General features: G+C 70.4%; 25 protein-coding genes. 12 read left to right on the forward strand and 13 right to left on the reverse strand.

The features are described 5' to 3' along the window. Positions 1 to 21 precede the first annotated feature (21 nt). Both ACZ6AA_RS26880 and ACZ6AA_RS26885 read left to right on the forward strand, forming a co-directional pair. Positions 22 to 1086 (forward strand): fatty acid desaturase family protein, encoded by a 1065-nt coding sequence (locus tag ACZ6AA_RS26880; protein ID WP_468455673.1) that lies wholly within the window; start codon positions 22 to 24, stop codon positions 1084 to 1086. 106 nt (positions 1087 to 1192) lie between these two features. Next, entirely contained in the window at positions 1193 to 1375 is a 183-nt protein-coding gene (locus ACZ6AA_RS26885; protein ID WP_030359293.1) for a hypothetical protein, read from the forward strand. A 68-nt stretch (positions 1376 to 1443) separates the two neighbouring features. On the opposite strand, the gene ACZ6AA_RS26890 is transcribed toward ACZ6AA_RS26885, so the two are convergent. Then, on the reverse strand, positions 1444 to 2364 hold the full coding sequence (locus ACZ6AA_RS26890; RefSeq protein WP_468455675.1) for a hypothetical protein: 921 nt from the start codon (positions 2362 to 2364) through the stop codon (positions 1444 to 1446). Between the two features lie 477 nt (positions 2365 to 2841). Next, positions 2842 to 3141, reverse strand: coding sequence for a hypothetical protein (locus tag ACZ6AA_RS26895; RefSeq protein ID WP_468455677.1), 300 nt, complete (start codon positions 3139 to 3141; stop codon positions 2842 to 2844). A gap of 99 nt (positions 3142 to 3240) precedes the next feature. On the opposite strand from ACZ6AA_RS26895, the gene ACZ6AA_RS26900 reads away from it, so the two are divergent. Continuing rightward, positions 3241 to 4146, forward strand: a complete 906-nt coding sequence (locus ACZ6AA_RS26900; protein WP_471460432.1) for an oxygenase MpaB family protein — start codon at positions 3241 to 3243, stop codon at positions 4144 to 4146. Between the two features lie 20 nt (positions 4147 to 4166). Here ACZ6AA_RS26900 and ACZ6AA_RS26905 read toward each other — a convergent pair whose 3' ends face one another. Then, positions 4167 to 4688, reverse strand: coding sequence for a PadR family transcriptional regulator (locus ACZ6AA_RS26905; protein ID WP_471460434.1), 522 nt, complete (start codon positions 4686 to 4688; stop codon positions 4167 to 4169). A 119-nt stretch (positions 4689 to 4807) separates the two neighbouring features. On the opposite strand from ACZ6AA_RS26905, the gene ACZ6AA_RS26910 reads away from it, so the two are divergent. Continuing rightward, a complete protein-coding gene (locus tag ACZ6AA_RS26910) occupies positions 4808 to 5563 on the forward strand; it encodes an alpha/beta fold hydrolase (RefSeq protein ID WP_468455798.1) in 756 nt (251 codons plus the stop codon). A 62-nt stretch (positions 5564 to 5625) separates the two neighbouring features. Here the strand turns inward: ACZ6AA_RS26910 and ACZ6AA_RS26915 are convergent, their stop codons facing one another. Beyond that, a complete protein-coding gene (locus tag ACZ6AA_RS26915) occupies positions 5626 to 6225 on the reverse strand; it encodes a class I SAM-dependent methyltransferase (RefSeq protein WP_468481806.1) in 600 nt (199 codons plus the stop codon). A gap of 153 nt (positions 6226 to 6378) precedes the next feature. Between ACZ6AA_RS26915 and ACZ6AA_RS26920 the strand changes: the two genes are divergently transcribed. From ACZ6AA_RS26920 to ACZ6AA_RS26940, 5 genes are all read left to right on the forward strand, one after another. Beyond that, positions 6379 to 7152 carry an MHYT domain-containing protein gene (locus tag ACZ6AA_RS26920; protein WP_468455685.1) on the forward strand — a complete coding sequence of 258 codons (774 nt, stop codon included), beginning with the start codon at positions 6379 to 6381 and terminating at the stop codon, positions 7150 to 7152. Between the two features lie 61 nt (positions 7153 to 7213). Beyond that, complete coding sequence (locus ACZ6AA_RS26925; RefSeq protein ID WP_471460436.1) at positions 7214 to 9793, forward strand: sensor histidine kinase; 2580 nt, start codon at positions 7214 to 7216, stop codon at positions 9791 to 9793. Next, positions 9790 to 10224: a roadblock/LC7 domain-containing protein gene (locus ACZ6AA_RS26930; RefSeq protein WP_468455689.1), complete on the forward strand. Its 435-nt coding sequence runs from the start codon at positions 9790 to 9792 to the stop codon at positions 10222 to 10224. Before ACZ6AA_RS26925 ends, ACZ6AA_RS26930 begins: the two co-directional genes overlap by 4 nt. An 18-nt stretch (positions 10225 to 10242) precedes the next feature. Continuing rightward, a complete protein-coding gene (locus ACZ6AA_RS26935) occupies positions 10243 to 10665 on the forward strand; it encodes a DUF742 domain-containing protein (RefSeq protein WP_471460438.1) in 423 nt (140 codons plus the stop codon). Beyond that, positions 10646 to 11296 carry a GTP-binding protein gene (locus ACZ6AA_RS26940; RefSeq protein ID WP_468481804.1) on the forward strand — a complete coding sequence of 217 codons (651 nt, stop codon included), beginning with the start codon at positions 10646 to 10648 and terminating at the stop codon, positions 11294 to 11296. Before ACZ6AA_RS26935 ends, ACZ6AA_RS26940 begins: the two co-directional genes overlap by 20 nt. Before the next feature lie 19 nt (positions 11297 to 11315). Here ACZ6AA_RS26940 and ACZ6AA_RS26945 read toward each other — a convergent pair whose 3' ends face one another. Continuing rightward, a complete protein-coding gene (locus tag ACZ6AA_RS26945; RefSeq protein ID WP_468455694.1) occupies positions 11316 to 11744 on the reverse strand; it encodes a PPOX class F420-dependent oxidoreductase in 429 nt (142 codons plus the stop codon). 93 nt (positions 11745 to 11837) lie between these two features. Here ACZ6AA_RS26945 and ACZ6AA_RS26950 point away from each other — a divergent pair, with 93 nt between their 5' ends. Both ACZ6AA_RS26950 and ACZ6AA_RS26955 read left to right on the forward strand, forming a co-directional pair. Next, a complete protein-coding gene (locus tag ACZ6AA_RS26950) occupies positions 11838 to 12251 on the forward strand; it encodes a roadblock/LC7 domain-containing protein (protein WP_468455696.1) in 414 nt (137 codons plus the stop codon). A 283-nt stretch (positions 12252 to 12534) separates the two neighbouring features. After that, a complete protein-coding gene (locus ACZ6AA_RS26955; protein WP_471460670.1) occupies positions 12535 to 13482 on the forward strand; it encodes a DUF6397 family protein in 948 nt (315 codons plus the stop codon). A 19-nt stretch (positions 13483 to 13501) separates the two neighbouring features. Here the strand turns inward: ACZ6AA_RS26955 and ACZ6AA_RS26960 are convergent, their stop codons facing one another. The 3 genes from ACZ6AA_RS26960 to ACZ6AA_RS26970 form a co-directional block, all read right to left on the reverse strand. Then, positions 13502 to 14035: a tetratricopeptide repeat protein gene (locus ACZ6AA_RS26960; RefSeq protein ID WP_468455800.1), complete on the reverse strand. Its 534-nt coding sequence runs from the start codon at positions 14033 to 14035 to the stop codon at positions 13502 to 13504. Positions 14036 to 14102: 67 nt separating this feature from the next. After that, the gene (locus ACZ6AA_RS26965) at positions 14103 to 15005 is read right to left on the reverse strand and encodes an acyl-CoA thioesterase (RefSeq protein ID WP_468455700.1); all 903 of its coding nucleotides are present in this window, start codon (positions 15003 to 15005) and stop codon (positions 14103 to 14105) included. Between the two features lie 37 nt (positions 15006 to 15042). Next, on the reverse strand, positions 15043 to 17616 hold the full coding sequence (locus tag ACZ6AA_RS26970; RefSeq protein WP_468481655.1) for a DEAD/DEAH box helicase: 2574 nt from the start codon (positions 17614 to 17616) through the stop codon (positions 15043 to 15045). Between the two features lie 61 nt (positions 17617 to 17677). On the opposite strand from ACZ6AA_RS26970, the gene ACZ6AA_RS26975 reads away from it, so the two are divergent. Beyond that, a complete protein-coding gene (locus ACZ6AA_RS26975; RefSeq protein ID WP_471460443.1) occupies positions 17678 to 18472 on the forward strand; it encodes a metal-dependent hydrolase in 795 nt (264 codons plus the stop codon). 139 nt (positions 18473 to 18611) lie between these two features. Here the strand turns inward: ACZ6AA_RS26975 and ACZ6AA_RS26980 are convergent, their stop codons facing one another. The 5 genes from ACZ6AA_RS26980 to ACZ6AA_RS27000 form a co-directional block, all read right to left on the reverse strand. Next, positions 18612 to 19226, reverse strand: coding sequence for an FMN-binding negative transcriptional regulator (locus ACZ6AA_RS26980; RefSeq protein WP_468481654.1), 615 nt, complete (start codon positions 19224 to 19226; stop codon positions 18612 to 18614). Between the two features lie 4 nt (positions 19227 to 19230). Continuing rightward, positions 19231 to 20502: an MFS transporter gene (locus ACZ6AA_RS26985; RefSeq protein WP_468455708.1), complete on the reverse strand. Its 1272-nt coding sequence runs from the start codon at positions 20500 to 20502 to the stop codon at positions 19231 to 19233. A gap of 9 nt (positions 20503 to 20511) precedes the next feature. Next, positions 20512 to 21888 (reverse strand): C4-dicarboxylate transporter DctA, encoded by a 1377-nt coding sequence (dctA, locus tag ACZ6AA_RS26990; protein WP_468455710.1) that lies wholly within the window; start codon positions 21886 to 21888, stop codon positions 20512 to 20514. A 173-nt stretch (positions 21889 to 22061) separates the two neighbouring features. Then, positions 22062 to 23147 carry a tartrate dehydrogenase gene (locus ACZ6AA_RS26995; RefSeq protein ID WP_471460445.1) on the reverse strand — a complete coding sequence of 362 codons (1086 nt, stop codon included), beginning with the start codon at positions 23145 to 23147 and terminating at the stop codon, positions 22062 to 22064. 72 nt (positions 23148 to 23219) lie between these two features. After that, the gene (locus ACZ6AA_RS27000; protein ID WP_468455713.1) at positions 23220 to 24128 is read right to left on the reverse strand and encodes a LysR family transcriptional regulator; all 909 of its coding nucleotides are present in this window, start codon (positions 24126 to 24128) and stop codon (positions 23220 to 23222) included. Between the last annotated feature and the right edge of the window lie 75 nt (positions 24129 to 24203).

Genomic DNA, 24203 nt, shown 5'->3' on the forward strand with positions numbered 1-24203 from the left:
ACGGAGACCGGAGAAATCGTCATGGCTCAGGCTGCCGCAGCCGTCGCGGAACGCCCCGGTGGCATCAGCGCACGACATCGCTCCGGAAGCGACTTCGCACCACTCCTGAGGGCCGTCAAAACGGAAGGGCTCCTCGATCGTCGCACCGGCTGGTACGCGCGCGGCATAGCCCTGAACGCCGCGGCCCTGGCGGCCGTCGGCGCGGGACTGTTCGCCATCGGTCACACCTGGTGGGTGCTGCTGCTCGCGCCGGTGCTCTCCGTCCTGTGCGCGCGCACCGCCTTCATCGGGCACGACGCCGGGCATTCCCAGATCACCGACAACCGCGCTGTGGCGCGCCTGATCGGCCTCGTCCACGGCAACCTGCTCCTAGGGATGAGCGTGAGCTGGTGGAACGACAAACACAACCGCCACCACGCCAACCCCAACCACACCGAGAAGGACCCCGATGTCGCCGCCGACATCCTGGTGTTCACGGCACGGCAGGCCAGGCCCCGGGCCGGATTCCGGCGCTGGCTCACCCGCCATCAAGCCTGGCTGTTCTTCCCCCTGACGCTGCTCCAGGGCATCGCCATGAAGGTGTACGGATTCCGTGACCTGCGCCGCCAGAGCCGACGCGAGCGAGCCGTCGAGGGCCCTCTCCTGGTCGCCCACCTCGTGGGATACGTGACGCTTCTGCTGACGGCCATGCCCCTGGGGCACGCGCTCGCCTTCGCCGCCGTCCACCAGGCCCTCTTCGGCCTGCACCTGGGCATGGCCTTCGCCCCCAACCATAAGGGCATGGACATGCCCGATCCGGACGGCGAACGCTGGGGCCACCTGAAGCGCCAGGTCCTCACCTCGCGGAACATCCGCGGCGGCGCGGTCACCGACTGGTTCCTCGGCGGGCTGAACTACCAGATCGAACACCATCTCTTCCCGAGCATGCCCCGGCCGCATCTGCGGCTCGCCCAGCCCCTTGTCCGTGCGCACTGTCATGCTGTGGGTATGTCTTACGCGGAGACCGGGCTCGTCGACTCCTATCGGCAGGTGCTTCGCCACATGCACGAGGTGGGCGAACCGCTGAGGGCACTCAGGGTCGAGTAGGGGACGCACGTCAGGGATCGGTCAGGGTCGCGACCTGGAACTGGGTGCGGTCCGATCCCGTTTCTCAAGACAGAGAGCGGCACCTGCCGCGAAGGAGGCGACGGACATGTCGAAGAAGGCGAAGATCGCCGCAGGAGGCGTGGCGGCCGGGCTCATCCTGCTCATCTGGCTGCCCTGGTGGCTTGCGTTCCTGATCGTGGTCGGCGTCCCGGCCGCGGCCTATCTGACCCTCGATTCCGGGCAGCGGCGCAGGCTGCGTCGCGTCACCCGCAAGGAGCTTGGCCGCTGAGCCGCCAAGGCTCAGCAGCGCGCCCCGCCGCGGCTTGATATGGCATGAGGCGGTGCCGAACGCCTGCGTCAGGAGGGGCGCACCGCCATCTTGTCGAGCGCTTCGAGCAGCCCCGGGAGCTCCGGCCCGCGTCCGACCGGCAGCACCTCTCCCGGCTCCTCGTCGAGCAGGACGAAGGCGATGTCGTCGGTCCTCGCGACCATGGACCAGCCAGGACCGTCGGCGCGCAGCGTGCGTGCCTCACCGGAGGCGAAGGACGACCGCACCCGCCCCAGCGGCGGCGGCGTCTCCACGTACGCACGCGCCTCGGCGAGGACCCGTCGTACACCGGTCAAGGGTGCTGAGGCCGAGCCTTCGGGGCCGCCCCCTCCGGCGGGGCGCGCCCTGTTGGCATCCCCGCTCGGGTCTCCGCCCATGGAGGGCTCGGCCTTCGTGCCGTCGGCGCCCGCCACGCCGTCTTCCGTAGCGGCGCTGTCCGTGGCGAAGTCCGCGTCGTCGATCTGCTCGCGCCACGCGGCCCACTGGAGGGCTATCTCGTCGGCGCCCAGACGGCGCTGGGCCGGTCCCCAGGCGTCCGACTGCGGCGGGGCGAGCGGGAGTTGGTCGGGCTGTTCGGGGTCCGGCTCGGGGTCGTGCGGCGCGGGCACGCCGGGGGCCGCGACCGCCACCGCGAGGGGCCAGCCGGGCAGCGCCGCGACCACGGTGCGCTCGTCGGGCGACAGGTCGTACTCCATGCCGCAGTCCCAGGAAGCGATCGCGACGGCGACGAGCGACACATCGTCGGTGACGACGGTCCAGCGCGCACCGGCGCCGTCCTGCCCGAGCACCAGGCCGTACCCGGCGGCCAGCGGCGGCAGCCCCAGCGCGGCACAGGCTTCCGGATAGTCGTCGCCGAGCACACTCGGGAACTTCGCGGGCGTCAGCAAGACCGCCGTCAGCACGTACAGCGCGTCGTCATCGGTGGCGACAGCCTCGTCCGCCGCGGCCATGCTGCCTCCCCATCACCAGCCACTGCTTGCTCCGTCGGCGCACCTTAACCACTGGCTCAACTCGTCGTCGAGGGTGGATGACCAGGAAATTCGCTCGTACGCCGACGGAACGGCCACCTAAGCTGCCGGTCATGCCCAGCGCCAGATCGCACTTCATCTGCCTGCCGTGCCGCGCCTCCTTCAAGAAACCGGCCGACTTCACACGGGTGCGCCACGACGTCTGCCCGCAGTGCGGTGACCAACTGCTCGACGCGGGCACCGCCCTCGCCGTGCCCAAGCGCAGGGACACCGCAGCGTGGCGAGCGCTCGCGGTCCTCCTGACCGCCGGTGTGCGCTTCCGGCCGGACTGCTGCGGCTGGGGGCCCGGCTACCGGCCCCGTACGCCCCGAGAGGTCCGAGAACGCCTCCTGCACGCCGCCGATTCAGGGACACCCCTCAGCGCGGCGCTCGTGTGCCCGGATCCGACGCACACCGACGTCAGGCGGCAGGCAGGCCGAGGAGCGTACGCGCCACGGCGCTCGGCGACTCGTCGCGCTCCCGCGCGAGCGCGATGACGGCACGGCAGGCGAGTTCGTTCACCCCGAAGGACAGGGCCTCCGGAGACACCCAGCCCGCGGCCTCGTCGAGGCCCTCCTGGTCGTCCTCGGCGCACGCCGCCACATAGACGGCGGCGGCCTCGAAGAGATTGTGCGGGCGCTGCTTCTCGGCGACCGTCGCAGGGGTCGCCGGGTCCGTCGACGCGCCCCGACGCCAGAGCTTGCGGATCTTGTCGAACATGACGACCGCCTTCCCCCATATGGATCACGCCGTGAAGCGCTTGAACTACAGATCCCCAACGTAGAGTTGGAGTCCCGGCTGTAGAAGGGGGACCGTGCGGTGAAGCGTTACGAACGGCTCCGGCAGATCCGGCGTCTGGACCCGGAGAAGGACTTCCTGACGATCTACCGGCTCTCGGCGACGTACGAGTTCCCCTGGGACTTCACCCGCGCCCTCGAGCTCGCGCTCTACCGCACCTACGCCGTCCCGAGCATCGGCCGACTCCTCGCACGGACCGCGGAGCTGACGGACCGTACGCAGAAGCGGTACGACGACACGGCCCTGCTCCTCGACGCGGTCGTCGAGCACGGCTTCGACAGCGACGTGGGCCGCATGGCCCTGCGGCGCATCAACCAGATGCACGGCAGCTACGACATCACCAACGACGACATGCGGTACGTGCTCTGCACCTTCGTGGTGACGCCCAAGAGGTGGATCGACACCTACGGATGGCGCCGGTTCTCAGAGCACGAGGCCGCCGCGTCCGCCGTGTACTACCGCACGCTCGGACGGCACCTGGGTATCCAGGGCATCCCCGGCTCCTACGAGGAGTTCGCCGCGTGCCTCGACGCCTACGAAGAGGCCCACTTCGCCTGGAACGCGGACGCGCGAACGGTCTCCGACGCGACCATCGACCTGATGGCCTCCTGGTACCCCCGCCCCGCCGCTCCCCTCCTGCGCGCGGCCACCGTCGCCCTGCTCGACGACACCCTGGTGCACGCCTTCCGCTACGACCAGCCCCATCCCGTCACCAGGACGCTCGTCCGTGGTGCGGTGCGGCTGCGCGGCCGTGCGGTACGCCTGCTCCCGCCGCGCACGGCCCCGCACTACGCTCGGCAGAACCGCGAGATCAAGGGTTATCCCGACGGCTACCGGGTGGACGAGCTCGGTACGCGCCCCGTGCCCGGCGTGCGTGGCTGTCCGGTGCGCCTCGCGGATCCGTTGGCGGCGCCCCACCCTGAGTGACCGTGGTCTGTCTGTCGGCCTCAGCCGAGTGACGCCATGGTCTTGCGGAGCCAGGCGAGCTCCGCCCGGCTCGTGGCGCGGGCGATGGTGAGGATGCCCTGTCGGAACGGATCGTCGAGCTCTTCGGCACGCAGCGGTCGGTCGCCCTCGTAGAAGAAGCTCGCGGGCTCCTGCAGGAAGTCCAGACGGCGCCGCAGCACGTCGGCCTGGGCATCGGCGTCGTCGAGGTGGCGCAGGAACGCCAGCAGCGTGAACCAGCGGTTCTCGTCCGTGATGTCCGCCCGCGCGGGCTCCGTGAGGCGACGGCGGAGCTCGATCCTGCCGGCGTCGGTGAGGCTCAGGACGTGGCGCGGCGCGGCGACGGCGCCGGGCTGGGTCTCACGGGCCAGCAGCCCGGCCTTCTCCAGGCGCTTGATGGCTGGGTAGAGCGTGCTCTCCGCGACCGGGCGCACGTGCCCGGTGAGGGCGGTGATGCGTTTGCGCAACTCGTAGCCGTGCAGCGCGTGGTCGTAGAGGAATCCGAGGATGGCGAGCTCCAGCATGCCTGTATTCTGCCGCACTCACGGTGTACATCGAGACCGAGATACTACGGTGACGATGTATAGTCTCCGAGAGTTGAGGTAACGGGACGTCGGAGCGAAGGCGGGGGATGAACGTGGCCATGCGTGACGCGCGGTTCGACACGCGGGGAAGCCGGATCCGGTGGACGGAGTCCGAAGGCACGGGACCGGCGCGCGTGTACGTCCACGGCCTTGGCGCGGCCTCGGCCGCCTACCACGCGCATATCGCCGCACGGCCCGAACTCGCCGGGCGCAGATCGCTGTTCCTGGACCTGCCGGGCCACGGCCTCAGCGACCGCCCCGCCGACTTCGGCTACACACTGGAGGATCACGCGGATGCCGTGGCCGCCGCACTGGACGGGGCCGCGGTGCGTGGGGCGGAGCTCATCGCGCACAGCATGGGCGGCTCCGTCACCATCGTGCTCGCGCATCGGCGGCCGGACCTCGTGTCACGCCTGGTCCTCACAGAGGCCAACCTCGACCCAGCACCTGCCGGGACGGCGGGCAGCAGTCGAATCGCTGCATACGAAGAGGAGCAGTTCGTGAAGGAGGGACACGCCCGTGTGCTGGAGCAGGCGGGGCCCGTGTGGGCTGCGACCATGCGGCTCGCCGATCCGCGCGCACTGCACCGCAGCGCGACGGGGCTCGTCCGGGGAACCGACCCCACCATGCGCGTGATGCTGATGGGGCTCTCCGTAGAGCGCGTTTTTCTGCAGGGCGCGCTCAGCGGTGAACTCGAGGGCCACGAGGAACTGGTGACGTCCGGGGTGCGGGTCGTCACTGTGCCGGGCGCCGGGCACAACGTCATGCTGGACAACGCTGCGGCCTTCGCCGCAGTGGTCGCCGGCCGGCTCTGATCCGCTGGTGCAGCGGCTTGTGGGTGACGCCTGTCGCCGGGACCAGGCGTCACCGGCCGTCGTCAGCTCTCGCGCACGGCCAGCGCGAGGAACTGGGTGTCCTCGTCGACGTACGACTTCATGTGCCAGCCCGAACCGGACAGGAGCGGCCGGAGGTTGGGCTCCGCGCGCAGATCGTCCGGCGTGATCTGACGTCCCTGGCGGGCCGCGAGCGCTGCCCGGCCGATGGGGTGGAACAGGGCGAGCAGCCCGCCGGGGCGCACCACGCGAGCCAGCTCCCGGAGATTCGCGGCGGGCTCGGGCAGATGAGAGATCAGACCCGCGCCGAACACGGCGTCCAGGGAATGGGTGCACACCGGCAGCCGTGCCACATCGGCGAGCAGCAGCTGTCCGTGCGCGTCCCTGCCCGCCCGGACGGCGGCTTCGAGCATCGCCGGGGTGAGATCCGCCCCGAGGACGGCGCCCGAGGGCCCCACGGCGTCCCTGAGGGCGGGCAGGGCGCGCGCGGTGCCGCAGCCCGCGTCCAGGACGCGGTCGCCCGGCCGCAGACCGAGCTCGGCCACCGCCGCGCGGTACGCCGGACCGTCGTCCGGGAAGCGGTTGTCCCAGTCGGCGGCGCGTGCGGTGAAGAACTCCTGGACGTGCGTGTGGTCGTCGGTCATACGCATCATGATCCCGCACGCGCAGGTGTTCGCGTGGGGTGCGATCGTTCAGGGACAGCAGGTGTCGCATCACGGCAGCATTCGAAACTTCGGGAGCAGCTTTCGAACTGCGCCCCCGTTGTGCGCCCCCGACGGGTCTAGCGTCCATGGGCCATGGGACACCTGGACCACGCCACGTTCGGCTGGCTGACCCCCGTGCTGTCGTACGCGATGGCCTGCGTCGGTGCGGCGCTCGGACTGCAGTGCACCGTGCGAGCGCTGGGCACCACGGGACGTTCGCGCCGCAACTGGCTCATCACCGCCGCCTCCGCGATCGGCACCGGCATCTGGACGATGCACTTCGTCGCGATGCTCGGATTCGGCGTCAGCGGCACAGAGATCCGCTACGACGTGCCGCTCACGCTGCTGAGCCTGCTCGTCGCGATGGTCGTCGTGGGTGCGGGCGTCTTCGCCGTCGGCTACGGCCGTGAGCGCGGCCGCGCCCTCGCGCTCGGAGGGCTCACCACCGGCCTCGGGGTCGCGAGCATGCACTACCTGGGCATGGCCGCGCTGCGGCTGCACGGTGACGTGCGGTACGACCCGATGCTGGTCACGCTGTCCGTCGTCATCGCCGTGATCGCGGCGACGGCCGCGCTTTGGGCCGCCCTGAACATCACATCACCCCTCGCGGTGGCCGGAGCGTCGCTCGTCATGGGCGGGGCCGTGAGCAGCATGCACTACACCGGAATGCTGGCCGTCAGCGTCCGCGTCACGCCCTCGGGCGCGGAGCTGCCCGGGGCGACGACGATGCAGTTCATCTTTCCGCTCGCCGTCGGCCTCGGCTCCTACCTGTTCCTGACCTCGGCGTTCGTCGCACTGTCCCCGAGCGCCGGTGAGCGGGCGGCCACCGTGTCGGCCCAGCGGCCCGTCGAGAGCGCCACTCCGTAGCGCACGCGGACCGGCCACGGCCGGGAGGCACACGTCACGCACCCTGCCGAGCGAGGAGGCCATGGAGACACCCCGGACCACCCCCGAAACCGGCTCACCACACCCGGGCGCGGCACATGCCCGAGGCCGCCGTGCCCACGCGGGCCCGCCCGCCCACGAGAACCGCGCCACGGAGGAACCCCGTACGGACGGGCGGCCGGTCGCCTCGCCGCCCACAGCCCGGTGGCGACTGCGACCGCGGACCGTCCGGGCCAAGGTCGTCTGCCTCCTCATGGTGCCGGTCGTCTCCCTGCTCGCCCTGTGGGCGTTCGCGACGGTCAGCACCGCACAGGAGGTCGCGGGCCTGCGGCGGACGCAGCATGTGGACTCCGCCGTACGCGCGCCTGTCGTCGCGGCCGTTACCGCGCTCCAAGCCGAACGCGCCGACGCCGTGCGGTACGCGACGAAGCCCGCCGCCGACCGCGCAGCCGCCCTCAAACGGCAAGCCGCGCGCACCGACCGGGCAGTGGCGGCGTTGCGCCTCGGCAAGGGCAACACCGTGGCCGACGGCGCGGGCCTTCCCGCACCGGTGGGGGACCGGCTCGCAGAGTTCGTCACGGGGGCCGAGAGGCTGCGTACCGTGCGCACGTCCGTGCTCGACCGCCGCACCGGATGGGACGACACGTACGGGCAGTACACCAAGGCCATCACCGCCGCCTTCAAAGTCAACGGTGCGCTCTCCGCCGTCCAGAGCGGCGAATCGGGCTCCCACGCGCGCGTACTGCTCGAATTCTCACGGGCGGGCGAGATGCTGGCCCGCGAGGACGTGCTGCTGGCGAGCGCCCGGCTCGCGGGCACCTTCGACGGCGAGCGACTGCGCAGGTTCACCGGCGCCGCCGACACCCGGCAGACACTCGTCGAGACGGCGACGGCCGACTTGCGCGGCCCTGAACGCGCCGCGTGGCAGCGCCTCGTGGCAGGAACCGCGTACGCCGACGTGACGGCCACCGAGGACAAGGTGCTCCTCGCCGAACCCGGTGAGCAGGCCCTCGCGGCAGCCCCGACCGGCACCTGGGACACCGCCCACGCGACCGTGCTGGACAGGCAGCGAACCATCGCCGACCGCGCGGCGCGGGACGCGGCCGACCGCGCCGACCCCTTGACCCGAGGCGTGTTCACCGCGGCCGGGGCCGCGGTGTTCCTCGGGCTCGTCGCCGTGGTGGCCTCCCTGGTCATCTCCGTACGCATCGGCCGCGGCCTTGTCGTCGAACTCGTAGGGCTCCGCAATCGCGCCCTGGAGATCGCCCGCCGCCAACTGCCGCACGCCATAGGGAAGCTCAGGGCGGGTGACGAAATCGACATCCACGTAGAGGCGCCACAAGGACCCCCGGCCGAGGACGAGACGGGGCAAGTCGCCGAAGCGCTCGGCACGGTGCACCGCGCCGCCCTGCGCGCCGCCGTCGAGCGTGCCGAACTCGCGAGCGGCATCTCCGGAGTCTTCGTCAACCTCGCCCGCCGCAGCCAGGTCCTCGTCCACCGGCAGCTCAGCCTGCTCGACACCATGGAACGCAGGGCCGACGACCCGAACGAACTCAGTGACCTGTTCCGCCTCGACCATCTGACCACCCGCATGCGACGGCACGCGGAGAGCTTGATCATCCTCTCCGGAGCCGCGCCCGGCCGGGCCTGGCGGATGCCGGTCCCGCTCACGAACGTGGTCCGCTCCGCCCTCTCCGAAATCGAGGACTACGCGCGAGTGGAGGTACGCCAACTGTCCGCCGCCGACGTCGTGGGCGCCGCCGTCGCCGACCTCACCCACCTCCTCGCCGAACTCGTGGAGAACGCCGCGCAGTTCTCACCACCGCACACCAAGGTCCGCGTCAGCGGCGAACCCGTGGGCAACGGTTACGCCCTGGAGATCGAGGACCGTGGACTGGGCATGGGCACGGAGGTCCTGGTCGAGGCCAACCGCCGCGTCACGCAGTCCGAGGCACTGGACCTCTTCGACAGCGACCAACTGGGCCTCTTCGTAGTGAGCAGGCTCGCCGCCCGGCACAACATCAAGGTGCACCTGCGGACCTCGCCGTACGGCGGCACCACAGCCGTGGTCCTGCTGCCGACCGCACTTCTGCACAGCGGCACGGCCCAGCCCTCCACAGGGCGTACGACGGATCGTCACGAGCACGCAGAGACGCGTGAGACCGACGCCGCCGAGTACGCGAGCGTGGGCGGTGCGGCATCCCACAACGCCCGTCTCGCCGCCTCGGCCGGATGCCCCGCCCTCGGCCCGAAGGCGGAACCCGGCCGCCCCGCACCGCCGCCCCCTGGCGTCACCACGCTCCACCTGCGCAAACAACCGGAAGGCGCACCGCCCGGGACACCGGACACCGGCGCCCCGGAGGCCTCGGACGAACTCCCACGCCGGGTGCGCCAGGCGAGCCTCGCCCCACAACTGCGCCATGGCCCGCCCACTGCCGCACCCGGGGCCGCCGACGCCCGGCGCGACAACGACCGCAGCCCCGAGCACGTACGGGACCGCATCTCCGCCTACCGGGACGGCTGGGCCCGTGGCGGCGGACGGCTGCCCGGCGTCATCGGAGCCGTGCCGGACCCCGACGGGGCCCACACAAGCACTGACCGCAGCGAAGGAGAGCCCACATGATCCGGGATTCGAGTCTCACCGCCGGACGGTCCGGTGAACTGGACTGGCTGCTGGACGACCTGGTGCTGCGCGTCGGAGATGTGCGGCACGCCGTGGTGCTGTCCAACGACGGGCTCGCGGTCGGCGCCTCCACGGCGCTCACGCGTGAGGACGCCGAGCATCTGGCCGCCGTCGCCTCCGGGTTCCACAGCCTCGCCAAGGGCGCGGGTCGGCACTTCGGAGCCGGGGGCGTGCGCCAGACGATGGTCGAGATGGACGAAGCGTTTCTGTTCGTGGCCGCTGCGGGCGACGGGTCGTGCCTCGCCGTACTCAGCACGGTCACGGCCGACATCGGCCTGGTCGCGTACGAGATGGCACGCATGGTGAAGCGCGTCGGCGAGCACCTGGACACCCCGGCGCGCTTCTCCGGCCGCGAGCCGGGCTCCGGGTGACCGAGGCGGGCGGCAGCCATGACCGACGACAGGAGCGGTGCCGAGTACCGGCACGGGAGCCAGTGGTACGACGTCGAGGCCGGGCCCCTGGTCCGTCCGTACGCCATGACCGGCGGGCGGACCCGGCCGGGACCCAGCGGTGTGCGCTTCGACCTGATCGCCCTCGTCACCTTCACCGAATCCGGCATTACCGCGACCGGGCCTGGCGGCGACGGGGCACTCGGCCCGGAGCACCGTGCGCTCATCGGACTGTGCCGCGTCGAGACCCAGTCCGTCGCGGAGCTCGCCGCCGGTGCCGACCTGCCCGTGGGCGTGGTCCGGGTGCTGCTCGGCGACCTCATGGAGGGCGGCCACGTCGTCGTGCACCGGCCCGTGCCACCCGCCCAGCTACCCGACGAGAAGATCCTGCGAGAGGTGATCGATGGGCTCCGAGCGCTCTGACGCCACGGGCGGCGACACCACGGTGACCGGCCAGACCACCGGTCCCGGAGGAACCGCCGAGAGCACCGCCATGGCGTTGAAGATCCTGGTCGCCGGAGGCTTCGGCGTGGGCAAGACCACCTTGGTCGGCGCCGTCAGCGAGATCCGGCCCCTGCGTACCGAAGAACTCCTCAGCGAGGCGGGTCAGTCGGTCGACGACACCGAGGGTGTGGACCGCAAGGTCACGACGACGGTCGCGATGGACTTCGGCCGCATCACCATCAGAACCGGCCTTTCGCTGTATCTCTTCGGGACGCCGGGGCAGGACCGTTTCTGGTTCCTGTGGGACGAGCTGTCACAGGGGGCGCTCGGTGCCGTCGTCCTCGCGGACACCCGTCGGCTCGAGGACTGCTTCCCGGCCGTGGACTACTTCGAGCACCGCCAGATTCCGTTCGTCGTGGCGGTCAACTGCTTCTCGGACGCGCGGACGTACGGCGCGCACGACGTCTCACGTGCCCTGGACCTCGACCGTGGGACTCCTGTGGTGCTGTGCGACGCACGTGACCGCGATTCGGGGAAGGAGGTGTTGATCCGACTGGTCGAGTACGCCGGGCGGAGGCATACCGCCCGGCTGCTCGACTCCATCGGGTGAGCCGTCCGCGGCGCGACGGTCAGTCGGCGACCGCGTCGAAGGCCAGCACCTTGTCGATGCTGACCCGGACCAGCAGTTCACCGGGTACGCCGTTGCGCTTGCCGAACTCCTCGGCCCGGTCCTCGCCCATGTACCGGCCGCCGAGACGGGTCGCCCAGTGACGCACCTGCTCGATGTCCTCGATCAGCTCGGCGCGGCCCTGCAGGACGACGAACGCGAACGGAGGCTGATCGTCGTCCACGCACAGGGCCACGCGCCCGTCGCGCGCCAGATTGCGCCCCTTGACGGTGTCCTTTCCGGTGTTGAACACCACGTCGTCCCCGTCGAGGAGGAACCAGATCGGTGCGATGTGCGGGCTGCCGTTCGCACGAACGGTCGACAGCTTCGCGGTGCGGGTGCCGTGCGAGACGAAGGCCCGCCACTGTTCATCGGTCATCTTCTGTGCCATGTCCCCATCATGCTTGCCGGGACGCCGGAGGTGGGGAAGGCTGGCAGGGCAGATCCTCCAGCCAGGGGGAGCGACGCAGGGGGAGAAGGGACCATGGCCCAGAACACGGGGCTCGGTTGGCTGCTCGACGACTTGACCAAGCGTGTGGAGCACGTACGGCACGCCCTGGTGCTGTCCAACGACGGCCTGGTGACCGGGGCGAGCTCGGACCTGGAGCGGGAGGACGCCGAACATCTGGCGGCGGTGTCGTCCGGGCTGCACAGCTTGGCGAAGGGGTCCGGCCGCCATTTCCACGCGGGCAACGTACGCCAGACGATGATCGAGTTCGACGACGCCGTCCTGTTCGTGACGGCAGCGGGCGACGGCAGTTGTCTGTGCGTGCTCAGCTCCGCGCAGGCCGACATCGGCCAAGTCGCGTACGAGATGACGCTGCTGGTGAACCGCGTCGGCGAACACCTCGGCGTAGGCGCCCGGCATCCGGGAAAGACACCCGTTGTAGACCTCTGACCTGCGGAAACGGACCCTCAGGCAGAGTTATCCACAGGCCGAGCGGGAAATGGGGCGGCCAGGCTACGGTTTTTCCACGAGCAATGACCACGCACGGGGGAGAACCGCCATGAACGGCGAGACGCAGACTATTGCCCATCTTGTAGCCGCAGTTGGACCGGAGCCCGCATTCAGGCCTGCCGGCGCGGCCGGGCGAGTCGGGTCGGTCGCGACGCAGGCCAGGCCCAGCTCTTCGGGTCCTTCAAGTCGCCCGCCGACCTCACGGGCCGGTGCGCCGCCGACGGTGGCGCGCACCAGTGCGGCGCGAGAACTGGGTCTGAAGCGCGGCGAGTTCGACTTGGCCGTGATGCTGGGCCGGATCCGTACCGTCGCGGACCCGGCCGGAGGACGCCGTCGTGTGCGGCGAGAGGAGATCGACCGCGTGCGCGCGGTGCCGGGCTTTCCCGAGTCCTTGCGGCAACGCGTCAAAACCGTGGGGACGGCGGAGGGCGCGGCCCTCCTGCACATCACACCGGCCCGGTTCACACGTCTTGCCCGCGCGGGTGTGCTGACGCCGGTGAAGTGGTACGTGAATCGCTACCGGGCGGTTGTCTGGCTGTATCTCGAGGAAGAGCTACGTCAGTTCACCGCGTCCGCGGCCAGCACGCCTCTGCTCACCGGGCGTGCGCCGGAGGGGCTGAGTACCCGGCTGGAAGGCGGCGCCGACCTGCGGGCGCGCACCTGGCGGAGCAGGCATGCGGGGTTTCTGCTGCGCCAGTCGGAGGACCCGTGGGAGCGCGCCGCCGCCGGTGCGTCGCTGCTCGACCCGGTGCAGCTCGCGGAGGTGGTCAGGGACCCCTACGAACGCGTTTACCTCAACCGACTCAAGCCCGAGCCGCTGACGCAGGCGGCACCCGAATCACCCACGACACGCATCGTCGAGCGGATCATGACCGCCGACGACCCGAACGAGATCAGTTGGCTGCGGGCCAATCTGATCCTCGCCCTGGAGGAGGCCAGGCGACTGCGTCCCGCACCCCGGCCGGGCCGCCCACCCATTTCCGCCTCACCCCGTCCCCATCCGGCGCTCGACCCGGTGCCGTGGCCGACCGCGCACATCACCGGGGCGGCTCCCCGCCAGCGGACGCACGAGACAGAGCCGCCGGAGAGCCGGATGCCGGAACCGGACGGGGGTGGGCGGCGCGAGGAGCCGAGAGGACTCTTCAAGTGGCTGCGCCGCAGGCGGACCTAGCCGACGCGGGCGGACCTGGCTAGACCGTCGCGTCGAGATCCTTGGCGTAGTGCTCGATGGCGGGGCCGTACACGGCGATGTCCTGATCCCGGCTCGTCGCCGCGAGCAACTGCAGCAGGATCCCCATCGCGTCGTGGGCCTTGCCCGTGTTGTACAGCGCCATGGCCAGGAAGGTCTTGAGGGCTCCGTCGTCGGGGAACTCCTCGGACGCGTGGCTGAGCGCGGCGACGGCCTCCTCGTACCGACCGAGGACCCGGTAGGTACTGCCGAGGCCCAGGAGGGCTCCGCGGCGGTCGCTCTCGGACAGGCCGGGTCGCTGGATCGCGCGCAGGTAGTACGGCAGGGCCTCGGCTTCGAGGCCGAGGGTGTCGTGCACCCACGCGGTCTGGTACGCCACCTCGGGGTCGCCCGGGAAGCGCTCGCTGAGGGGGACCAGGAGAGCGCGCGCCTCCTCGCGGTGGCCGGTCTCACGGAGCCGTACGGCCTTGGCGAGTACCTCGTTGCGACTGTCGTCGGCTTCCGGACCGTTGCTTGTGCTCGTGCTGGTGCTCATCGGCTCGCTCTCGTCCGGTCTGTGGCTGTCGTTCATGCCGGTTGTCCCTTGCGATGGATGCGGTGGCTCAGGCGTCCGGAGTGGGCGTGCCCATGTGCCGGGGGGTGTGCGGACGGAAGAGCCCCTCCTGGACGACCGAGACGAGAAGTCGGCCCTCGATGTCATAGATACGGCCCCGGGCGAGACCGCGGCCGCCCGTCGCGATCGGGGACTCCTGGTCGTACAGGAACCACTCGTCGGCGCGGAAGGGCCGGTGGAACCACATGGCGTGGTCGAGCGAGGCCATGTCGAAGCCGCGCGGGCCCCACAGCGGCTCCACCGGGATGCGGACGGCGTCGAGCAGGGTCATGTCGCTGGCGTAGGTCAGCGCGCAGGTGTGCACCAGCGGATCGTCGCCGAGCGGGCCGACGGCGCGCATCCACACGGCGCTGCGCGGCTCGGCGTCCTTGATCTCCTCGGCGGTCCAGCGCAGCCGGTCCACGTAGCGGATGTCGAAGGGCTGCCGCCGGGCCATCCGCTCCAACTGCTCGGGGAGCGCGCCCAGATGCTCCTTGATCTCCTCGACGACCGTCGGCAGCGACTCCGGGGCGGGCGCCTCGATGCGGGGCGGCAGTTGGTGTTCGAAGGCGCCCTGTTCGGGCTGATGGAAGGAGGCGGTGAGATTGAAGATCGTACGACCCTGCTGGATCGCCGTGACGCGGCGCGTGGTGAACGAGCGACCGTCGCGCACCCGCTCCACCTGGTACACGATCGGCACACCCGGGCGGCCGGGACGCAGGAAGTACGCGTGCAGCGAGTGTACCGGCCGGTCGCCCTCGGTGGTGCGGCCGGCCGCGACCAGCGCCTGCCCGGCGACCTGCCCGCCGAAGACACGCTGGAGGGACTCCTGCGGGCTGCGGCCGCGGAAGATGTTGACCTCGATCTGCTCCAGGTCAAGCAGATCGACCAGGCGGTCGGCGGGATTGTTCATGACGGCTCTTCGACTCCTGTCCGGGGGCTGGGGGCGGTCAGAGCTGGCCGACGTCCGTGACGCGGACGACGGCGCGGCCCTCCTCGTCGGAGGCCGCGAGGTCGACCTCCGCACTGATGCCCCAGTCATGGTCGCCGTTCGGGTCGGCGAACGTCTGGCGGACGCGCCACAGACCGTGCTCCGGATCCTCCTCGATGCGCAGCAGCTTGGGGCCGCGCGCGTCGGGGCCGGTGCCGAGGTCCTCGTACTCGTCCCAGTACCTGTCCATGGCCGCGCCCCAGGTGTCCGCGTCCCAGCCGGACTCGGCGTCCAGCTCGCCCAGCTCCTCCACGTGGTCGAGGGCGGCGAGTTCGACGCGGCGGAACAGGGCGTTGCGGACCAGGACGCGGAAGGCGCGGGCGTTGGCCGTGACCGGCTTGACCTGGTCGGCCTTCTCCTGGGCTTCCTCGGCCGTCATCACCTCGGGGTTGGCGAGCTGCTCCCACTCGTCCAGGAGGCTGGAGTCGACCTGGCGGACCATCTCGCCGAGCCAGGCGATCAGATCCTCCAGGTCCTCGGACTTCAGGTCGTCCGGGATGGTGTGCTCCAGGGCCTTGTACGCGCTCGCGAGGTAGCGCAGGACGATGCCCTCGGTACGGGCGAGTTCGTAGAAGGAGGTGAACTCGGTGAAGGACAGCGCCCGCTCGTACATGTCCCGGATCACGGACTTCGGGGAGAGCGGGTGGTCGCCGACCCACGGGTGGCTGGTGCGGTACGTGTTGTAGGCGTGGAAGAGGAGCTCCTCCAGCGGCTTCGGGTACGTGATGTCCTGAAGGCGCTCCATCCGGTCCTCGTACTCGACGCCGTCGGCCTTCATCAGCGCGACGGCCTCACCGCGCGCCTTGTTCTGCTGGGCGGCGAGGATCTGACGCGGGTCGTCGAGGGTGGACTCCACGACGGAGACCATGTCGAGGGCGTACGAGGGGGACTCGGGGTCGAGGAGTTCGAACGCGGCGAGGGCGAAGGTCGACAGCGGCTGGTTGAGCGCGAAGTCCTGCTGGAGGTCGACCGTCAGGCGCACGATGCGGCCGGTGGCGTCCGGCTCGTCGAGCTTCTCGACGACGCCGCCGTCCAGCAGGGAGCGGTAGATGGCGATCGCGCGGCGGATGTGGCGCAACTGCTGCTTGCGCGGCTCGTGGTTGTCCTCGAGGAGGTGACGCATCGCCTCGAAGGCGTTGCCGGGCCTCGCGATCACCGAGAGCAGCATGGTGTGGGTGACGCGGAAGCGCGAGGTGAGCGGCTCGGGCTCGGAGGCGATGAGCTTCTCGAAGGTGCCCTCGGTCCAGCCCACGAAACCCTCGGGAGCCTTCTTGCGCACCACCTTCCGGCGCTTCTTCGCGTCGTCGCCGGCCTTGGCGAGCGCCTTCTCGTTCTCGATGACGTGCTCGGGGGCCTGCGCGACGACGAAGCCCGCCGTGTCGAAGCCCGCGCGCCCGGCGCGCCCGGCGATCTGGTGGAACTCCCGCGCGCGCAGCGTCCGGACGCGGCTGCCGTCGTACTTGGTGAGCGCCGTGAACAGCACCGTGCGGATCGGCACGTTCACGCCGACGCCGAGGGTGTCCGTGCCGCAGATGACCTTCAGGAGGCCCGCCTGGGCGAGCTTCTCCACGAGACGGCGGTACTTCGGCAGCATGCCCGCGTGGTGCACGCCGATCCCGTGCCGCACATAGCGCGAGAGGTTGCGACCGAACTTGGTGGTGAAGCGGAAGTTGCCGATCAGCTCGGCGATCTGGTCCTTCTCGGCCCGCGTGCACATGTTGATGCTCATCAGCGACTGCGCCCGCTCCACGGCCTGCGCCTGCGTGAAGTGCACGATGTAGACCGGCGCCTGCTTGGTCTCGAGGAGTTCGGTGAGCGTCTCGGTGATGGGGGTGAGGCGGTACTCGTACGAGAGAGGGACGGGGCGGGTCGCGGAGCGGACCACCGACGTGGGGCGGCCGGTGCGGCGCGTGAGGTCCTTCTCGAACATCGAGACGTCGCCGAGCGTCGCCGACATCAGGATGAACTGCGCCTGCGGCAGTTCGAGCAGCGGGATCTGCCAGGCCCAGCCGCGATCAGGCTCCGCGTAGAAGTGGAACTCGTCCATCACGACCTGGCCGATGTCGGCGTTCTTGCCGTCGCGCAGCGCGATGGAGGCGAGGACCTCGGCGGTGCAGCAGATCACCGGGGCGTCGGCGTTCACGGAGGCGTCGCCGGTCAGCATGCCGACGTTCTCGGTGCCGAACAGCTTGCACAGGTCGAAGAACTTCTCCGACACCAGCGCCTTGATCGGAGCGGTGTAGAAGGTGACCTTGTCCTGGGCGAGCGCGGTGAAGTGCGCGCCGGCCGCGACCAGGCTCTTGCCGGAGCCGGTGGGTGTCGACAAGATCACATTTGCCCCGGAGACCACCTCGATCAGCGCCTCCTCCTGGGCCGGGTAGAGAGTGATCCCCTGGTCCTCGGCCCACGACGAGAAGGCTTCGAAGAGGGCATCGGGGTCGGCATCCGGCGGCAGCTGATCAATAAGGGTCACACCCCCATCTTGCCTCCCTTCCCGCCCGATGAGGGAACCGGACGGCCGCACGAAGATCACGAACGCTACGCTGTGTCGCCAACAGGGCGTCAGAACAACAGGAATGGGGCGGGGAGCAGCGATGATGGGACCGGCACACTCACTGTCGGGGGCGGCGGCCTGGCTGGGCGTCGGCGCCGCCGCGGCGGCCGCGGGGCACTCGATGCCCTGGCCGGTCCTCGTCGTGGGAGCCCTGATCTGCGCCGGGGCCGCGCTCGCGCCCGACCTCGACCACAAGTCGGCGACCATCTCGCGCGCCTTCGGACCGGTCTCGCGCGGCCTGTGCGAGATCGTCGACAAGCTCTCCTACGCCGTGTACCGGTCGACCCGGAAGCCGGGCGACCCGCGTCGCTCCGGGGGCCACCGGACGCTCACACACACCTGGGTCTGGGCGGTGCTGATCGGCGCGGGCTCGTCGGTGCTCGCGGTGACGGGCGGGCGCTGGGCGGTGCTCGCGCTCCTCTTCGTGCACATGGTGCTCGCCATCGAAGGCCTGCTGTGGCGGGCCGCGCGCGGGTCGAGCAGCGATGTCCTGGTGTGGCTCCTCGCCGCCGCCAGCGCGTGGATCATGGCGGGGGTGCTGGACAAGCCGGGCAACGGTTCGGACTGGCTGTTCACGGCGCCGGGCCAGGAGTACCTGTGGCTGGGGCTGCCGGTCGTGCTCGGCGCGCTGGTGCACGACATCGGGGACGCACTGACCGTCTCCGGCTGCCCGATCCTGTGGCCCATCCCGATCGGCCGCAAGCGCTGGTACCCGATCGGGCCGCCGCGGATAATGCGGTTCCGCGCCGGGAGCTGGATCGAGCTGAAGGTGCTGATGCCGGTGTTCATGCTGCTTGGGGGAGTGGGCGGCGCGGTCGCGCTCAATTTCATCTGAAGCGCCGACGGAGATCCCGTCGGGGACTCGGCATCCGCGGGAGCGGCACAGTGCGCGTGAGTGCCCGGGCGGTGGCCCCACCCGGGCCGTGGCCCCGCGCGGGCGGTGGCCCGGTCTGCGAAGCGAGTGGCGCGGCTGCTCAGCCGTCCGACCTGCGCAGGAGGTGTTCCCGTGCGGCTGGATCCCGTGGCCCGTCGCGCGCCAACAGGCGGGTGGCGACCGCTGAGCGATGCGCCTCGTCCACGTTGCCCCCGAATTTGAACTTGCCAGTGACCTCTCTGATGGTCAGCCGCAGCGCACGGATCTCCCGGAGACGGTGCTCGTGCACGGACGGATCCGCGATGCCGCTCCCCGGCTCCAGCTCCTGGATCTGCCTTCGCAGGACTTCGAGCTTCTCCTCCGGAGTCTCCAGTACCTCGGCCGTGCATCGCAGTTGCACAGCCGCGTAATACACCGTGGGAATTCCCCGCGCGGGATCCTCGCTGTTGATCGCCTTCCAGGCGCCTGGAATGTAGGTCCAGTCGCCGACGAGGCTCAGCAGGACGGCGGGATTCTCGCGTACCGCGGGGAAGACGGGATTTCCTGATGCCAGGTGCAGCAGTACCGTCTCGTTGTTGGCCAGGAGGAACTGTGTGGGTACCGCGACGGGGAAATCGCGGTCGCGTCCTGCGGCGATGAGTTGCCCGAATCCATGACTTCGCGCGAATTCCAGGGACTCTTCGCGACTGCCGCGATCATGAGGTCGTATCAGCATGGGGTTACGGGCGCACCTCTTCTGATTCTGCGCTGGGTTCCGCCACCGCGGCTCCCTGCGTTCGGGTTCGCGTGCCCCAGCGTTCGAGCGGTGGGCCGAAGGCGCCCGCAGCGGCGAAGAAAGCGCCGAGGAGCAGCCATCCGGCGGTGCCCAGTCCAAGGACGACGGTGGTGAGGACGGCGGGGGCGAGCGCCTGGCCCGCGCTGAAGCCAAGCCCGAGAAGCCCTTGGTACTGGCCTTGGGCGTGGTCCGGTGCCAGGCCGAAACCAAGGGCGAAGCCGGCCGAGGACTCCCAGATCTCCCCGAGGCTGTGGACGAAGATCGCTGCGACCGCGAGGGCGACGGCGGCCCACACGGGGGCGTACGCGGTCAGGGCCATCATCGGGCAGCTGAGGAGGAAGAGCAGTCCCGCCGTCCGGAACGCTCTGCCACCATCACGCGGGGTTTCGATGCGGGATCCGATTCTGGTCTGCAAGAGGACGCAGACCGCGGAATTGAACGCGGATACCGCCGCCACGGTCCAGCGCGGTGCGTCTGTGTGCTCCGAGATCCAGATCGGCAGAATCAGGGACACCACTGTGTATTGCAGCCCCATCGCCCCATAGAGCGCTGTGAAGGTCATGTAGGGGCGGTCGGTGAGGGCGATCCAGCGGCGTTCCTGCGGCGGCGGCGCCAATGCCTTGTAGCGGGGAAGCAGGAAAAGGAGGAGAGCACACAAGGCAAAGCTGGCCGCGTTGCCGAGGATCAGTACGAAGTAGGCGGCACGCGTATTCACTGTCACCGCGAATCCGGCACCCACGGTTCCCAGGACGACGCCCAGATTGACGTACGTGCGGAGCTTCGCCCGGAAGAGTGCCGGGCGGTCGGTACCGACCCGGACGACCAGGGCTCCCCAGGCCGCGCCGCCGACGGCCGCGGCGAGCTGGTCGACGGTGGCGATGACAGCGAGGGCGCCCCAGCTCTCGACGAGCACGAGAGCGGACATGGCCACTGCCTGGACCATCAGAGCGAGCATCATGATCGTGCGGGGCCCACGTCGATCGGCCAGGTGGCCTCCCGGTATTCCCGCGAGGAGGCCGATCAGGCCGGCGACCGTGAGGGCGGCCCCCACCTGCACCGCCGGTAGGTCCACGATCAGCGTGAAGTAGAGCGCCGCCACCGCGTTGAAGAGCCCATTGCCGACGCGGTTCACGAAGCTGGCCAGGATCAGTACGCGCTCTGACCTGTTGCTCCCCGCCATGTGGGCTATTCGCCCGGACGATCCCCCCATGATCATGAGCGCAGGCTAGCAGCGGTCGTACACACCGTCACTGGTGCGAAGCTGCAAGCCGTCCACCGGAGGCGGATCGGGAGTCCCGGTGCGCAGGACCCGATTGACGCGGGCGGTGTCCAGGACGCCCTCCCAGCGGGCCACCAGGAGGGTCGCGACGCTGTTGCCGGCGAGGTTGGTCAGGGCGCGGCACTCGGACATGAACTTGTCGATGCCGAAGATCAGCATGATGCCGGCCGCGGGTACGGTGCCGACGCTGGAGAGGGTGGCGGCCAGGGCGATGAACCCGGCACCGGTGACGCCCCCCGAGCCCTTCGAGGTGAGGATCATCACGGCAAGGAGGCCGAGTTGCTGCCCGAGGGACAGCGGGGTGTCCGTGGCCTGGGCGATGTAGACGGCCGCCAGGGAGAGGTAGATGGAGCTGCCGTCGAGGTTGAAGGAGTAGCCCGTCGGGACCGTCAGGCCGACGATGTCACGGCGTATGCCGAGGCCTGTGAGCTTGGTCATCAGGCGGGGCAGCACGCTCTCGGAGGACGACGTGCCGAGGACGATGAGGAACTCCTCGCGCAGGTAGTGCAGCAGCCGGAAGATGCTGATCCGCAGGAGGGCCAGGGCGCCGCCGAGGACCACCACGACGAAGAAGAGCGAGGTGCCGTAGAACAGGCCGATGAGCCGGCCGAGGCTGGTCAGGGTGGAGATGCCGTACTTGCCGATGGTGAACGCCATCGCCCCGAAGGCGCCGACGGGCGCCGCCAGCATGACGTAGTGCAGGATCTTGAACACGACGGTGCTCAGCCGGTTGATCCCCTCGACGATCGGGGCTCCGGTTGGTCCCACGGCCTTCAGCGCGATGCCGAACAGCACCGAGAAGAAGATGACCTGCAGGATATTGCCCTCGGCGAAGGCGCCCACGGCGCTGGAGGGCACCACGTCGGTCAGGAAGTGCCACCAGCTCTGGCCCTCGCCGTCCTTGACGTACTGGGCGGCGTCCCCGGCGAGGCGCAGTTCGCCGGGGTCGGCGTGGACTCCCGCGCCGGGCCGGACCACGTTCACGGCGATCAGCCCGAGAGCCAGCGCCACCAGCGTGCCCACCTGGAAGCAGGCCAGGGACTTGAGCCCGACCCTGCCGACGCGGCGCAGGCTGTCGACACCGCCGATCCCGCCGACGATGGTCAGGAACACGATCGGCGCGATGAGCATCTTGATGGCGGACACGAACGTGGTGCCCACCGGCTCCAGACCCACACCGACCTCCGGCCAGAGCCAGCCGGTCAGGATGCCGCAGACGATCGCGGTCAGGACCCAGAAGTAGAGCTGCCGGTACCAGGGTTTGGGCGGCGGGCGATCAAGAGCGGGAGCGGGGGAGGGGCCTGGGGACGTGGGCGCTGCCATGGTGGTTCTCCTCGTCTCTCCTCGTCGAGGAACGTGGAACGTGAACGCGGCCGGGACGCCGGAGCGGTGAGCGCGGGTGGTGCGGCGCGAGTGGTGCGGTTTGAGCGGTGCGGCGCGAGTGGTGTGGTGCGAGCGGTGCGGCGTTCACGGTTCGCTACGAGCGGTTCGGACGGTCAGAGCAGACCGAGGAGCTTGTCGGTGAACTCGGCGGTCGTCGCGCCGCCCCCGAGGTCCGGCGTGCGGACGTCCGTCTTGGCCAGCACCGCGGCGATCGCGTCCGTGACGTCCTTGGCTGCCTCGGGGTGCCCGAGGTGGTCGAGCATCATGGCGGCCGACCAGATCGCGCCGAGCGGGTTGGCGACGCCCCGGCCAGCGATGTCGGGCGCGGAGCCGTGGACCGGCTCGAACATCGAGGGGAAGTCGCGCTCGGGGTTGAGGTTGGCGGCCGGGGCGATGCCGATGGATCCCGCGACGGCGGCGGCGAGGTCGCTGAGGATGTCACCGAACAGGTTCGAGGCGACGACCACGTCGAAGCGGGCCGGGTCGAGGACGAACTTCGCTGCCAGCGCGTCGATGTGCTCCTGGTCCCACGACACCCCCGGGTGGGCGGCGGCCCGTTCGACGACGAGTTCGTCCCAGAACGGCATGGTGTGCACGATGCCGTTGGACTTGGTGGCCGAGGTGAGCGTGCCGCCGTGCCGCGCGGCCAGGTCGAAGGCGAAATCGAGGACCCGGGTCACCCCGGCACGCGTGAAGACCGCTTCCTGGACGGCCAGCTCCTCGGGGGTCCCCCGGTTCAGTCGGCCGCCGATCTCGCTGTACTCGCCCTCCACGTTCTCGCGTACGACGACGAACTCCACGCCACCGTCGGCGCCACCGGAGGCAGCCGCACGCAGCGGGCTCCCGACCCCTTCGAAGACGCGGATCGGCCGCAGATTGACGTACTGGCGGAAGCCGCGCCGGATCGGGATGAGCAGTCCCCACAGGGAGACATGGTCGGGCACGCCCGGGTAGCCCACGGCGCCGAGCAGGATCGCGTCCTTGTCGCGGAGCCGGTCGAGGCCGTCGGCGGGCATCATCGCGCCCTCGCGTACGTACCGCTCGCAGGACCAGTCGTACGTGGTGTACGAGAACTCGATGCCGTGGCGGGCGCCGACGGCGTCCAGGACCTGCTGGGCGGGCGGCAGGACTTCGGCGCCGATGCCGTCGCCGGGGATGAGTGCGATGTGGTGGCGGGTCACGGGGTGGTGGCGGGTCATGCGCCGATTGCAGCAATCAGGTCGGTGGGCCGTCCAAGTCGCTCTGTCGATCTGGCATATAAGGCCGGGTTATCAGCGGCCCACGTGCGGTTTTCCCTGCTCTTTGACGGCCTCCAGTGCGTACGTAATGAAGGTGCGGGCAGCCGGGGACAGCCCCGCGCGGCGGCTCACCAGGGCGATGCGCAGCGTCGTCTTCGGCTCGATGTCCATGACCAGCGCCCCGGCCCGCTCGGCCATGGTGCGCCAGGACTCGGTGACGACGGCGAGCCCGACCCCGGCGAGGACCAGGGGGAGGATCGCCACCCGGTGCTCGGTCTCCGCCGCGACGGTGATGTCGATGCCGCGTTCGCGCAGGCCGTCGACGTACGCGCGCATGCCCGTGCCCGGCTGCCCGACGATCAGCCGCTGCCCGTCCAGATCCTCGCAGGCGATCGTCCGACCGGAGGGAAACGGCCCGTCGGGCGGCGTGACCAGGACAAAGCGCTGTTCCCCGGCGGCATGGGACACCACTTCCTTGTCGGGAAGCGGCCCCGACGTGGCGAGGAGGCCCAGCTCGGCGGCGCCGGTGCGCACCATGTCGACGACGTCGCGGGAGGTGAAGGCGGCCCGCACACTCACCGATACGCCGGGGTACGGGCCGCTGAACGCGCGGACCATCGTGGTCAGCGGCTCGACCGCCTGGGAGGGCATGGCGGCGATGTCCAGGCGGCCCGCGCGCAGCTCGTGCACGGCCGCGACGCTGGCGCGGGCCGTCTCCAGGCCGCGCACGGCGGCGCGGGCCGGTTCGATCAACGCCGTCCCGGCTTCGGTGAGCACCGCGCGGCGGCCGATCCGGTGGAACAGACTGCCGCCCAGGTCCCGCTCCAGCGCCTGCACGGCCTGGGAGAGCGCGGGCTGTGAGACGTACAGGGCGTTCGCCGCCCGGTTGAACCCTCCCTGATCGACGATCGCGAGGAAGTACTCCAGCTGCCGGATGTCCATGACGGCCATCCTGCCTGCGGCTCGGCGGGAGTCTCACGCACGCGGCGCCCGACGCCCCGTGCCGCCCGACATCCC

This window comes from Streptomyces sp. NPDC040610 (assembly GCF_055594065.1).